Origin of the sequence: Streptomyces sp. NPDC048248 (genome assembly GCF_043201875.1) — a bacterium.
GTDB lineage: Bacteria > Actinomycetota > Actinomycetes > Streptomycetales > Streptomycetaceae > Streptomyces.
This window is the reverse complement of sequence record NZ_JBICZL010000032.1, coordinates 20,284-32,729: the sequence shown is the minus strand read 5'-3', so window position 1 is coordinate 32,729 and position 12,446 is coordinate 20,284. Positions and strand designations below refer to the sequence as shown.

General features: G+C 68.8%; 9 protein-coding genes and 4 CRISPR repeat arrays (1 of these 13 running past the window's edge). Of the genes, 5 read left to right on the top strand and 4 right to left on the bottom strand.

The window, feature by feature from the left end; all coding sequences use genetic code 11:
- Positions 1–37: a CRISPR direct-repeat array (repeat unit 29 nt); it reaches 540 nt to the left of the window's first position.
- 107 nt (positions 38–144) lie between these two features.
- Positions 145–964: direct repeats of the CRISPR family, unit length 31 nt; unit sequence CCGGTCTCTCCGCGCAGGCGGAGGTGAACCG.
- Positions 965–995: 31 nt separating this feature from the next.
- Complete coding sequence (locus ACGFZW_RS37015; protein WP_393897727.1) at positions 996–1,541, top strand: hypothetical protein; 546 nt, start codon at positions 996–998, stop codon at positions 1,539–1,541.
- A gap of 290 nt (positions 1,542–1,831) precedes the next feature.
- Positions 1,832–2,918: a CRISPR direct-repeat array (repeat unit 25 nt; unit sequence TCTCCGCGCGAGCGGAGGTGAACCG).
- A gap of 873 nt (positions 2,919–3,791) precedes the next feature.
- On the opposite strand, the gene ACGFZW_RS37010 is transcribed toward ACGFZW_RS37015, so the two are convergent.
- The 4 genes from ACGFZW_RS37010 to ACGFZW_RS36995 all read right to left on the bottom strand — a co-directional run bounded on the left by ACGFZW_RS37010 (position 3,792) and on the right by ACGFZW_RS36995 (position 9,106).
- The gene (locus ACGFZW_RS37010) at positions 3,792–4,319 is read right to left on the bottom strand and encodes a GNAT family N-acetyltransferase (protein WP_393897726.1); all 528 of its coding nucleotides are present in this window, start codon (positions 4,317–4,319) and stop codon (positions 3,792–3,794) included.
- A 318-nt stretch (positions 4,320–4,637) separates the two neighbouring features.
- Positions 4,638–5,442: a CRISPR direct-repeat array (repeat unit 29 nt; unit sequence GTCCTCTCCGCGCAGGCGGAGGTGAACCG).
- Between the two features lie 300 nt (positions 5,443–5,742).
- Positions 5,743–7,470 carry a hypothetical protein gene (locus ACGFZW_RS37005; protein WP_393897725.1) on the bottom strand — a complete coding sequence of 576 codons (1,728 nt, stop codon included), beginning with the start codon at positions 7,468–7,470 and terminating at the stop codon, positions 5,743–5,745.
- Positions 7,471–7,995: 525 nt separating this feature from the next.
- Complete coding sequence (locus tag ACGFZW_RS37000; protein ID WP_393897724.1) at positions 7,996–8,292, bottom strand: hypothetical protein; 297 nt, start codon at positions 8,290–8,292, stop codon at positions 7,996–7,998.
- Positions 8,293–8,797: 505 nt separating this feature from the next.
- Complete coding sequence (locus tag ACGFZW_RS36995) at positions 8,798–9,106, bottom strand: hypothetical protein (protein WP_393897723.1); 309 nt, start codon at positions 9,104–9,106, stop codon at positions 8,798–8,800.
- A gap of 716 nt (positions 9,107–9,822) precedes the next feature.
- On the opposite strand from ACGFZW_RS36995, the gene ACGFZW_RS36990 reads away from it, so the two are divergent.
- The 4 genes from ACGFZW_RS36990 to ACGFZW_RS36975 all read left to right on the top strand — a co-directional run bounded on the left by ACGFZW_RS36990 (position 9,823) and on the right by ACGFZW_RS36975 (position 12,357).
- Positions 9,823–10,503 carry a hypothetical protein gene (locus ACGFZW_RS36990; protein WP_393897722.1) on the top strand — a complete coding sequence of 227 codons (681 nt, stop codon included), beginning with the start codon at positions 9,823–9,825 and terminating at the stop codon, positions 10,501–10,503.
- A gap of 129 nt (positions 10,504–10,632) precedes the next feature.
- Positions 10,633–10,881, top strand: coding sequence for a hypothetical protein (locus tag ACGFZW_RS36985; RefSeq protein ID WP_393897721.1), 249 nt, complete (start codon positions 10,633–10,635; stop codon positions 10,879–10,881).
- A gap of 281 nt (positions 10,882–11,162) precedes the next feature.
- Complete coding sequence (locus ACGFZW_RS36980; RefSeq protein ID WP_393897720.1) at positions 11,163–11,702, top strand: hypothetical protein; 540 nt, start codon at positions 11,163–11,165, stop codon at positions 11,700–11,702.
- A 103-nt stretch (positions 11,703–11,805) separates the two neighbouring features.
- Positions 11,806–12,357, top strand: a complete 552-nt coding sequence (locus tag ACGFZW_RS36975; RefSeq protein ID WP_393897719.1) for a hypothetical protein — start codon at positions 11,806–11,808, stop codon at positions 12,355–12,357.
- Positions 12,358–12,446 lie beyond the last annotated feature (89 nt).

Genomic DNA, 12,446 nt, shown 5'->3' with positions numbered 1-12,446 from the left:
CGTGGCTGCGTCCCCTCGCGCAAGCGAAGGTGGACCGAATCAGCTCGGCAGTGAGCTGGCCCGGGTAGATTCACACAGGTGCGCAGCCTCCGTTCCTTGAGTCAAGAATACGCAAACCGGCCCTGACGTCGCAGGTCGCGAAGGGGTCTCTCCGCGCAGGCGGAGGTGAGCCACACGCAGACGGAGGCTGAGCAGGTCCGAGACCGGTCTCTCCGCGCAGGCGGAGGTGAACCGCGGAGCGCGTGGCGCAGGAGCACCGGCGGGCCGGTCTCTCCGCGCAGGCGGAGGTGAACCGTCCGCCCTGGTCGTCGGCGCGATGTTTGCCGGGGTCTCTCCGCGCAGGCGGAGGTGAACCGTCGCCAGCGAGGCGCGCCAGGTGGGCGAGTCCGTCCTCTCCGCGCAGGCGGAGGTGAGCCGGACGGCGCCACGTCCAAGGTCGTGGTCCTCAAGTGCTCCCCGCGCAGGGCGGAGTTGAGCCGTCTTCTGTCGAACGTGTGAAACGCGCTCACGAGTGCGCTTCGCGCTGGCGGAGGTGAGCCGCACGGCGATGACGCCCGACGCGGCGGCGTGGAGTGCTCTCCGCGCAGGCGGAGGTGAACCGAACGCTTCCGGCAGCAGGGTCAGCTCGTCGACGTGCTCTCCGCGCAGGCGGAGGTGAACCGCTAGACGATCAGGTGACCTGATCGAGGGTGGGGTCTCCGCGCGAGCGGAGGTGAGCCGGCGCTCGCCGAACGGATCACCGCAGCAGTGGAGTGGTCTCCCCGCGAGCGGAGGTGAAACCGCGGCCGGCCCGCAACGCGGCCGAGCTCATGACCTGGTCTCCGCGCGAGCGGAGGTGAACCGACGGGCGACCGCGTACGCGTCAGCCAAATGCCGTGGTCTCCGCGCGAGCGGAGGTGGCCCGCTCGACAAACACCTACGTACATGCCGATGATCTCGGTGGTTGCCGCGACGCTGGTGGCGGGGTGGGCTGGTCCCTTGGTTAAGGAGGAACGGTGCTGGGTTTGCTGGGGTTTTATGACGAACTCGAGAGTCTTCCCAGCAGGCCGAACGGATCCATCCACGATGCTCTTCGGCCTGCAGGCGAGCCGGATGAGGCGGATCTGGTGGCCTACCTGGATGCCGGTCACGTCCTCATCGACGTCATGGAAGGGGGCCGCGACGTCGTCAGCGGGAGCGCGCACCGGCACTCCCTGGGATGCTCATCGCTGGTCACGGACGGCGTTTGGCTCTGGCGTCGGGACTTCCCGCACTACGTGGAAGCGCACCACGTTCTGGTCCCGACGGCGTTCATGGGACACGTGCGGGGTCTCAGTTATCAGATGCCGGCCCTTATCAGTGCTGAGTTCGCCTCTCACTATGACGAGACCATGCCTTTGGTCGGTTGGGCCTCGGCTGTTCCGTGGCGATCGCCTGTGGCGGTGCTCGAACCTCAATCGCGAGCGGTGACGAGCAGGGCAGAGTTCGACGCGGCAATGTTGGCCCAGGAGCGAAACCGGCCACACGGCAAGTGGGCAAAGCCTCGCAAGCCGAGGGCGTAGTACGACCTCGACCATCGGCCACGGCTGGGGCACTCCGGGATCGCGAGGACGCTTTACGTGCAGCGGAGGTGTATCGAGGTACCGCCAGGCACTGACGGGGCTCTGCGCGTGGCGCCACTGGCATCTAACCCGCCGGCGGCCGGAACTCTGATGGCCGCCCCCGTTGTCCTTGCCTACGGAACTCGCTCGGCAACGAGCTTGCCCGGGTAGATTCACACAGGTGCGTAGCCTCAGTTCCTTGAGTCAAGAACATGCAAACCGCTCCTAACACCGCAGTTCGCGAAGGGTGGTCTCCGCGCGAGCGGAGGTGAACCGTCCACCCTCGCCCGTACCTGGCCTGCTGACTAGTGGTCTCAGCGCGAGCGGAGGTGAACCGTTCTCGGTGGTGCCGGTCCGGGATTCCCGCCCGTGGTCTCCGCGCGAGCGGAGGTGAACCGGAACGAAGACGACCCCCGGCGCCGCTCCTCAAGTGGTCTCCGCGCGAGCGGAGGTGAACCGCCCCCCAGCAGACGGTGGCTCCCGAGCGATCCGTGGTCTCCGCGCGAGCGGAGGTGAACCGACACCGCCGGCTGGGCCGTGGTGCAGCTCATCGTGGTCTCCGCGCGAGCGGAGGTGAACCGAGCGTCAGTCGGACATTCAGATCAGCTTGGCGGTGGTCTCCGCGCGAGCGGAGGTGAACCGAGCGTCAGTCGGACATTCAGATCAGCTTGGCGGTGGTCTCCGCGCGAGCGGAGGTGAACCGGCCGCCACCGACGTGGTTCCGCAGGCGAAGGCGTGGTCTCCGCGCGAGCGGAGGTGAACCGGTGCTGTGGGATCCCGGGCCGTGGAGGTGGACGCCCTCTCCGCGCGAGCGGAGGTGAACCGCCGCCGGCGGCCTCCGACCACTGGGTGAGGTGGTCCTCTCCGCGCGAGCGGAGGTGAGCCGGCCGTGGAAGTCACGACGGGCTCCGTCACCGCGTCCTCTCCGCGCGAGTGGAGGTAAACCATATGCGTGGCCGAGGCCGGCCCCGACGAGGCGGTCCTCTCCGCGCGAGCGGAGGTGAACCGCCATGCCTCCATCCGCATCAACGGCCAGGAGCGTCCTCTCCGCGCAGGCGGAGGTGAACCGACTCACGCGAGCGTTGCTATCCGCGACTCGAAGTCCTCTCCGCGCAGGCGGAGGTGAACCGCCGGAGGCGAACTGGCTGGGGTCGCCCATGCCGTCCTCGGCGCCGCCCTGCTCTGGTTGTCCTCTCCGCGCAGGCGGAGGTGAGCCGCCCGGACGACAAACACGGGGATCCCCGCACGGTCCTCTCCGCGCGAGCGGAGGTGAGCCGCTCGCCGCAATCCAGCAACTACGCAGGGCATCGTGCTCTCCGCGCAGGCGGAGGCGGACCGAACCGGCTCGGCAGCGAGCTTGCCCGGGTAGATTCACACAGGTGCGCAGCCTCGGTTCCTTGAGTCAAGAATACGCAAAACGCTCCTGACGCCGCAGGTCGCGAATGGTGGTCTCCGCGCAGGCGGAGGTGAGCCGTGGACGCGGACGGTGCTGGGGGCGATTCCCAGGTGCTCTCCGCGCAGGCGGAGGTGAACCGGCCGTGGAGCCATCGGTACGTTGCCGGGACGCGTCCTCTCCGCGCAGGCGGAGGTGAACCGGCGGCCCGCCGTGAGCTGCGCCGGGTGGCGACGTCCTCTCCGCGCAGGCGGAGGTGAACCGGGCGGCCCGGTGCAGGTGTGGACGAAGGGCGCGTGCTCTCCGCGTGAGCGGAGGTGAGCCGGTCCATCTCGTAGATGTCCCGCTCCACCGCCAGTCCTCTCCGCGCGAGCGGAGGTGAGCCGCACTTCGTCGCGGTCGCGCCGGACTCCATGGGTGTTCTCCGCGCGAGCAGAGGTGAACCGGTCCTCGGCCTGTCCGGTGTGAAGATGTACGCATGCTCTCCGCGAGCGGAGATGAGCCGACGCTCCGGGCCCCTCCCAGGTGGTCGTGCCCGCGCTCTCCGCGCGAGCGGAGGTGAACCGTGGCTGCTGCTCCAGAGGACCGCGTCGAACTCGTGCTCTCCGCGTGAGCGAGGTGAACCACCCTATCAGTGGGGCGGCGCAGGCAACCCGCCCGTCCTCTCCGCGCAGGCGGAGGTGAACCGGTCCCGTTCGGGGGCGGTGGCCAGCAGGGCCTTGTGGTCTTCGCGCGAGCGGAGGTGAACCGGACGACCCGTTGGCTTCTACGGTCACGCTCACCCCGAGTGCGCATGCGGCTCCATCACCCGGCACCGATCAAGACTCTCGTACGGTTAGCAGGCTGTGGCCGTAGACAGAGTCGGGCTCCACCCGGCCCGTTTCCCGGAAACCGAGCTTCTCCAGGACCCGCCGCGACGCGACATTCCAGTCCCAGACCCCCGCCCACAACCGCCGGTAGCCAGCCTCGCTGGCCCACGTGATCACGGCCCGAGCTGCCTCAGTTGCGTAACCGCAGCCGTGAGCCGCACGCAGCAACTCATAGGCCAACTCGGGCTCGTCAGGCGATCCGTTCCCATGCAAGGTCAGCCCGCAATACCCGATGACGTCGGCCGTGCCCTTCCGCTCCACCGCCAGAATCCCTGCCCCCGACTCCTCACGCTCTTCGCGTATCTGCGCAGCGATGTCCTCCACGGTCGGTCGGCCCTCGGGGTCTATCCGCCGATGCAGCGGCACCCGCAGATCCCGCTCAGTCCACAACCGGCGATAGATGGCGGCCTCGCCCACCCTGCGATGCCGAAGGATGAGGCGATCGGTCTCCAAGGTGTCCGGAACGCGCAGCGACATGCAGGCATTGTGTCAGCGGTAGCCCCCGCCGGGTACCTGGCACGATCAGCCGGCGCACCACAGCACATGACAGTCGAGCCGTCCGGATGGGATCGCCACAGGGGCGCCGATCGATCGTGAGGTGCTCTCCGCGCGAGCAGAGGTGAGTCGTGGGCCGGGACGATGGACGACTTGAACCAGGCGTGCTCTCCGCGCAGGCGGAGGTGAGCCGAATCCGCTCGGCAGCGAGCTTGCCCGCGTAGATTCACACAGGTGCGCAGCCTCTGTTCCTTGAGTCAAGAATACGCAAACCACCCCCAACGCCGCAGGTCGCGAAGGGTCCTCTCCGCGCAGGCGGAGGTGAACCGGCGAGCATCCCGAGGGATTCGATGGCCGGGCGGTCCTCTCCGCGCAGGCGGAGGTGAACCGCTGCCAATGCTGTTTGGCTGCCGCATCCGGGCGTCCTCTCCGCGCAGGCGGAGGTGAACCGCTGGCGGAGTACGTCACCGCCTGCACTGACGCGTCCTCTCCGCGCAGGCGGAGGTGAACCGCAACGTCTCCGGTTCGGTGGTCGCAGTACCGAGTCCTCTCCGCGCAGGCGGAGGTGAACCGGCCGGCAGCCTGGCGTACGACACCCGCCTGGCGTCCTCTCCGCGCAGGCGGAGGTGAACCGCTGAGCAGATTGCCGGGGAGCCGGAGCGGATAGTCCTCTCCGCGCAGGCGGAGGTGAACCGCGCCAACTTGGGGTCACTGGACAGCTGAAACAGTCCTCTCCGCGCAGGCGGAGGTGAACCGACGTCGGCCGCGATGGTGATGCAGGCGGTCACGTCCTCTCCGCGCAGGCGGAGGTGAACCGGCCCTGATCCGGATACGCCCCTGCCACACCAAGTCCTCTCCGCGCAGGCGGAGGTGAACCGACCACCGACACCGGGTGGCTGTCGCACGCCCTGTCCTCTCCGCGCGACGGAGGTGAACCGGGCGCGACAACCACGCGGCACGGGCCGCGCGCGAGCGGAGGTGAACCGTCGGCCATCGAGCGGGCCGTGTGCATACGGGAGTGGTCTCCGCGCAGGCGGAGGTGAGCCGCACGGCAGCCAGACGCATGAAGTTGAGGGGGCCTCTCCGCGCAGGCGGAGGTGAGCCGTTGAGACGCGACACCGGCTGCTTCTGAAGCGGGCGGTCTCCGACAGCGGCGGGGCGCCACGGACCACCACACGACGTGATCTCCGCCCCGCTCACCGCTGGCGGGCGGAGACGATGTCGGCCGGTAACCGTCCTCAGCGGACCCAGTGCGGCACGGGCGGCAGCCAGGCCGTCGACGCTGTCCACCCGGGCGCCGTAGCAGAGAGCTGCTTCCGCTCAGCCTTCGGCAGCGTTGCCCCAGCACGCTCGGCCGCCATGCGGGCATTCAGGCGGAGTGCGCTCCGCAGCGGCATCACGTGCGTCAGGACGCTTCGGCCTCGGCCAGGGCGAGTTCCTGTGCCCTATGCCGGGCGCAGACGCTGCGGGTCGGCAGCGCGTCACGGCCGCATGGCACTCCACCAACGCCGGAGCAGCTGACCGCTTCGGCTGGTGCAGGACGCTCCGCGGCCGCTAGGAGGGTTGCCTCGGTGCGGCAGAGCTTGCACAGGCCGTCCGTGAGGGCAGGACCGACCAGGAAGATCCGGCAACCGCACTCGCCGCAGCAGCCGCGCGTTGGGCCTTCCACCTCGCGCTGTGCCGGGACCACAGGCGCCGTACGCTCGGGCTCGCATTCGCCGCAGGCGCCGGACGGTCCGGGCCGGCTGCCGTGATCCGGGCACAGGCCGGCGGCCAGCCGCTGCTCACGGCGCAGGCGCTCCCGCTCGGCACGGCGGTCGGCGACGATGTCCTCGCACACCGGGCAGGACCGGCCGCTGGACCACAGCACGCCGGTCTCGCAGTCCAGGTGCCCGCAGCCCCAGCGCGGCAGCGCCACCCCGAGCAGCCACCGGCCCGGGTCGCGGATCTCCGCGGCCAGCACCTTGGCAAATCGTGCGGTCAGCCGGTGGCGCAGGCGCTCAGCCGTGATCCCGCGCGCTAGCTGGCGACCCACCTCCCGGGCGATCTGTCGCTGCACGAACGGACTGTTCACCTGCTTCAGCAGCACGTGCACCGGCTCCAGCACCGCGTAGATCTGCGGGCTCATGGACAACTGCGGTCCGGTGTACGACGGCCGCACCGACCTCCCGGCGCTGCCGCGCTTTTCGTCGTTCGGCTTCGAGAAGAAGGGCTGGCTGTTCTCATCCGCGCGCAGCGCGAGACCACTCAGCACGTCTCTGCGCGCCTGCCCATCATCCGGGTTTTCCACATCTACTACCGGTACCTCGCCTACGGCGGATGAGAAACGCGCGCGCTCGTCATCAGGTGAGTCAGTCGTAGGTGATTCCCTATTCGCGAGGGATCCCTCACCAACCAGCGAACCCGATCCCTCACCAATCAACGAACCGCCCGAGTCCTGCGAAGTGTCGTCGACAGGCTCCTGCGGGCACTCCTGGGCGGTCTGCGACGCGTCCGCGACCGGCTGCTCGTCGACCTCCTCAGAGGCCGTCGGGGCGATGTCACGGGCGACGAACCGGTGACGGCCCTGCGCGCCCGCGCGCCGCTGCACCGTCACCCATCCTGCGGCCTCCAGGCCGTCGACGACCTCACCAGCCGCCGCTGCGGTGATCGGCTGGCCGGCCCGCTTACCCGAGTGGTGCAGCAGGTGCCCGGCCAGGCCGGCCTCGGTCAGCGCGATGCCCATCTGCTCCGCGTACGCGATGACCGCGTACGCCCTCAGCTGCCGCGTCGTCAGGTCTTCCGCGGCCGCCACCGGCAGCCAAACGAACGCCTCCGATCGCCGCATCGGCCGCACCGAGCGCACCGCCGATGTACCCCGTCCGCCCCGCAGCGTCCGCCGCGTTGAGCGCAGCTCCACCACGCCGTCCGACGCCGGGAGCGACAGGGCTTTCAAACCGCGCTCGACAGACGACGTCGACAGCCCCAGGTAGGAAGCGATCGTCTCCGCTCGTGCCTGACAGCCCTCCGGCCGCGACGCGAGGGCCTTGATCTTCATGTAGACCGACAGCGCGACGTCGGGAGCCGACGACCCCACCAGCCGCATCGGCACGCGGACCCGCTGCCGACGAAACGGGACCTTTGCGCCCGTCATCGGGGCACCCCCGTGGCGGTGGGGGCGGTCAGGGCAGCAGGCGAGATGTTCGAAGGGCGCACGTGCAGAGAAGGGGTTGCTTGAGAGGCAGATGTGACAGGCAACCCGAAGTTCATCCTCGGGCGGCGCTGCGGCGGAGGACCTGAGGACAAAGGACGCCGCCGGGGGGCGGCCGTGCCTGCCGGCTGAGAGGTGCCGCCGACGACGGCTATAACCGACCGGCGCGACGAAATAAAATGCCCAATCCGCATCATTCGGGCATGGGTGAGCTGACAAGTGGCAGCACTGTGCTGCATTATGGGGACGTCCTCGCTCTGGAGAGTGGGCACGACAAGGCCCCTCAAAGGGCTGGTTCTCCGCAGAACCTGAAAATTGAACGGATTGCTACCGGCTGCTACCGGGGCGATCAGCTCCTCCGCGAGGCCCTGCTAGGCCGGAGCGGAGACAGGGGGCGCTGGACGGCGGCGACTGCTATCGCCGCTGGACCAAGCGCCCCGGGCGGCAGGCGCCGCCCCGTCGACTAGGTCATCCTGAGCTCCTCAGCGCCAGAGGTGCGCCCTGAGCAAGGGCGAAACGCGAGCACCCCACCGGAGCGACGCGCATACGTCGCTGCGGTGGGGTGCTGTGTGTCTGCCGGATGGGGCTCTTCAAAGCATGCAAAGAAGGGAAACTGTCGAGGTAGTCGCCCAGCTCATGCAGCCACTGGGCAACGTGCAGATCGACGGCAGCCACGCCAAGGCCAAGATCCAACGCCGCGTAGCTGAGCCGACTGCGGCTGGTGATGAATTCGGCGAAGGAGTAGCCCTCCCTGGCGGCGGTCACTGCACACCGTGAGCAGAAGGCACAGACCTGCTCACGTCCGCTTGTGTGATCTGCACGGCCGGGGCGGAGGGCCCACTGTCTGATAGCCCGGAGATCCGGGTACTCTCTTCCATGTCGATGACCAATCCTAGAAACGGTTGTCGATGACCGGAGTTGCCAGCCACGGCTTCTCCGGCACCGGCCCCGCCATGACCCTGGTTACCAGCCAGGAGAGCGGGGCCGTTTCCTTTGTAATTTGCAGGCCAGCAAACCTGATTGGTCGTCTGGCGTGCAATTGAGCCTACCGGTTCTGCTCGCCATGCCTCCACCCTCTGCTGTCTCGTGTCGAAACTGGTGATCTGGTCGTAGGACCGAGTCGCCGAGATGCCTGCGAAGCAGCGATGCATCGTGCAGCCGACATTCCGAGCGGCCTCCGCTCCCCAGGTCGGCTGCACGCCCTTATGTGACGGCGGCCCGTGGTGTTGTTGGCATGGAGGCCATGAATGCTGACGCTCTCTCGCTGGCCTTAGGTGCCCTGCGGGTCACCCCCTTCGCCTCTGGCACGAAGGCGGTCGGTCCGCTGCCCTTGGCGGGACTTGCGGTTGGTGAAGTACGGCTCAAGGAGCTTCCAGTCGAAGACTCTGATGCGACCAACCTTCTTGGCTGTCTCCATGGGGATGGGCCAGTCTGGGTCGGTCTCGGCGAGCTGCCGGATTCGTTGGGGGCTGATCCTCTTCAGGCCGCTCTCTTCCAGCCGCGCAGGCATGTCAGCGAACGACACCAAGTCCGGGGCTTCCTTCTTCTCGTCTCTGTCTCCCGCTTGGGAGTCGGTCATGGCCCACCCTTCCACACTTCCTTGTATTTGAACAAGGAAGTGCGCTAATGTCGTCTCAGCACAACAGCACGGCCCCGCACCAGCAAACGCCGGAACGGGGCCGTGTCCCGCACGGTGGTCCAACACCGGAACGGATAGGTCAAACCCCTGCTCTACCAGGAGGTCAACCATGCTCGATGTTACTTGCGCTGCGTCAAGCGGCGCCATCGCCCCGCGCAACACAGACACAGTGGCACCGATCTGCCCGTAGGCCGACGAATTGCTCCGTGAGCACGCCTTCGCGTTCACCCGCTTCGTCCAGGCCGGGTACGCCACCGCGCCCGCCGGGCCGCTCGGCGCCCGGGGCGCTGGCCGCACCATCGCCTCGCCGGACAACGGCGATGTGATTGGTGGCGGGCAGTCCCCACCCACGTCGTCTGCACCCTCACGGCGGGCCATCACAAGGCTGCGGTCCGGCCCACCTCTGCTCATGGCGATCTCCTCGACGTGGCTTCGCAACTTGACTGTCTTGCCGGGCCCGGGGCCTTCTCCCGTCTAACTCCATACGTCTGGCTGCCGCGCTTACACGCCGGCCGGGGTGACGAGTACGACGAGGTCCCTCGGAGCGCAGCCCAGCTGAGCTACCCGCAGCCGTTGCGCTGCCTGTCGGTCAGGAGCAGGTCCGTTTCCAGCTCCTGACCGGCGGAGAACGCAACAGCAAGGGAGTAGGAGAACCGATGCGTCACAACGGACGTACCCCCCTCAAGGCCAGCGCCATGCGGCCCGAGCATCTCAGCCTCCGCGACGGCGAACCCCGCCTGGCGGTCTGCCCCGACTGTGGAACCTGGCGCCGTCTCACCCGCTCGATGATCAGGCCGCACCGCGACGGAGTCCCTGTCCAGGAGGCCGACACCCGCCGCTATTACGGCGATAAGCCTGTCGGCGGCCGTCGCTGCGACGGCAGCGCGCAGCGCATCCACATCGACATCACCTCCGAGCAGTGGGAGGAGTGTCTGCTCGCCGCGGAGTCCACTGCGGCTGCGAGCCGCACCGCCCGCACAATTCGTAGGCCCCGTCCACAGTCGGCGCCGGCACCGGTCCAGATGCCGGCCGTCACCCGACCTCTGCGCGAGCAACTCGGCGAGCACCTGCAGAGCGACTGCGCCCGGTGTCGCGCCGGTCGCTGCGCCTGGGTAGTCGAGCTGCGGAAGCAGATTCGTTGCACCGCGCAGATCGCCGCTGCCCCCGCGGCCCCGATTTACGGCCAGCTGCGCACTGCCCTCCGGGATCACCGTGGCACCTGTACCTCGTGCACGAGCGGCTCTTCCTGCGCGGTCGGCCGCCAGCTCGCCGCGCGGATGACCAGCATCGCCCAGGAGCATCTGCGGCGTACCAGCCTGGTGATGCGCTCCGTCTGAGACGAACCACCACAGTCGCCACCACCCGGGGTGGTGGTGGCCGTGGCTGCTCGTACGGCAGTCAATGGCGACAGCCCCAGGGATTGCGGCCCTGGGGCTGTCAGTACCAGGACCTTTAGGGAGGACCTGATGTCGAACAGCATCACACACGCCTTCACTCCGTTAACTGGCGGCGTCATCGACGACATCGAGCGCGACGACGACCGCGACGGCTTCGAGGCCGAGGACGCCGTCCGGCGCCTCGACTCCTGGCGCGCCCGCCGCGCCGAGACCTCGGCCGCGCAACGTCGTCTCGGCGATTACGTGCGCCGTTTGGTTGATGAGGGTGACGCGCGGATCGCCGCTCGCGCTGCGGCTGGGATGCGGGGTGCGGCATGACGGACGCTGAGCGCTCGGAGTTGGAGCGCAGGGTCGCTGAGGCCAACGCGCGTTCGGTTGGCGGCAACTGCGGAAAGAACGGCTGACCTGACCCCTACACGTCGTGCCCGCGCCGCTCAGGATCAGGCGGCGCGGGCTTTAGCCCGCCATGGGCTCGCACACCTGCTGGCTCCACGTGCTGGCCGCGGCCGTCCTGGCCGCCGTCGCGGCGTGGGAAGCCGGCCACCGCGTCACAGACATCCACTCGCGGCCTCGCCGCCTACCCGAAAGGGACCCTCACGATGAGCATGTCGCCTGCCCGCGCCCGCGCTACGCGTCTCCCCCAGCTCGCCGACGACGTTCGCGCCGGGGCTCGATGCAGCCGGCCCGAAGCGCCCGCCGCCGACCAGTGGTTCCGCCGGGATGGTGAGAACGGAACGGTCTGGGCTTTGCGCCGCGCAGCCCTGATCGACTACTGCGCCAGCTGCCCGGTCCTGGCCCAGTGCCGTGAGATCGGCCTCCGCCTTGACACGCCCGCCGCGGACGGCGACATGGTGCGTGGCGGCATGAGCGGGGACCAGTTGAGCGCCATGCGTCGCACTCGGCGCCACAGGGACAGCATCCGCCGCGCCATTCAGGCTGACGCCCAGTTTCGGGAGGGCGAGGACGAGGAGCGCCGCCGCATCCGCCAGCTGACCACCCTTGTGGCCCGCGGCTCCCTCTCTGACCCCCGGGCCGACCGGCCCAGCCTCGCCCGACGCCGCGCAGCTGAAGCTGCCGACGAACTGCAGTGCCTGAGGACCGCCCGCCGCCAACGCGCGGGCTGGATGCGCGCCGCGTGACACCGCGCTGACGGTCGTCTGATCCGCCACCGGGCGCGACTGACCGGACTCCATGACGTTCACCCGCATCACACGCCCGCAGGGGCGGAGAGGTAGCACCCACATGAAGCTGTGGCCCTGGAAGATGCTGCGCCGCGCCAGCCTCGATGAGCTGCTTGCGGCGGCCGCCACCGGTGAGGTCGACAACGCAGAAGCGGCGGAGCTGGCCGCCGAGCTTGAGGTTATCCGCGAGGACAGGGACCAACTGCTGAAGCAGCGCGCGGAGTTGCAGATCACTGTCCAAGACTTGAGGCAGGCACTCCGCAACGCCCAGGACGAGTTCGAGCGTCTGCAGGAGGAGGCGGACACCAGTGCCGACAAAGCGGATGGGCTGAGTCACCGGCTGGAGCTCTGGGACGAGACGATCACGCGGCTCCAGGCCGAGCTGGCTGACGCCCGGCACGGCGAGTCCGAGGTCTACGTCCTGCAGAGCCGGAGTGCTCCGATCAGTGCCGCCCGCAGCAGGCAGGGCGCAATCAATGCGGCGGGTATCTTCGGCGTGCCGGCCGAGGGCTGGGAGCCGTCGGACGGTCCCCGCACCGATGGCTGGGAGATCACGCGGATCCACCTCATGGCGGAGGAGCCGCAGGACATCCCGTCGCAGGCCCGGCGCTGAGCTGGTCCTCCCCACGGAGGCCGCACGCACGCACGCTTACGACCTGTACGAACTCAGCGGCAACCGCCATATTGCCGGAATCAACCCTG

What these genes read in the sequence shown, in the direction of transcription:
- ACGFZW_RS36995 (WP_393897723.1), bottom strand. Translation starts at nt 9,106, where the DNA reads ATGACCGACTCCCAAGCGGGAGACAGAGACGAGAAGAAGGAAGCCCCG.
- ACGFZW_RS36975 (WP_393897719.1), top strand. Translation starts at nt 11,806, where the DNA reads ATGAAGCTGTGGCCCTGGAAGATGCTGCGCCGCGCCAGCCTCGATGAG.
- ACGFZW_RS36980 (WP_393897720.1), top strand. Translation starts at nt 11,163, where the DNA reads ATGAGCATGTCGCCTGCCCGCGCCCGCGCTACGCGTCTCCCCCAGCTC.
- ACGFZW_RS36985 (WP_393897721.1), top strand. Translation starts at nt 10,633, where the DNA reads ATGTCGAACAGCATCACACACGCCTTCACTCCGTTAACTGGCGGCGTC.
- ACGFZW_RS37005 (WP_393897725.1), bottom strand. Translation starts at nt 7,470, where the DNA reads ATGACGGGCGCAAAGGTCCCGTTTCGTCGGCAGCGGGTCCGCGTGCCG.
- ACGFZW_RS37010 (WP_393897726.1), bottom strand. Translation starts at nt 4,319, where the DNA reads ATGTCGCTGCGCGTTCCGGACACCTTGGAGACCGATCGCCTCATCCTT.
- ACGFZW_RS36990 (WP_393897722.1), top strand. Translation starts at nt 9,823, where the DNA reads ATGCGTCACAACGGACGTACCCCCCTCAAGGCCAGCGCCATGCGGCCC.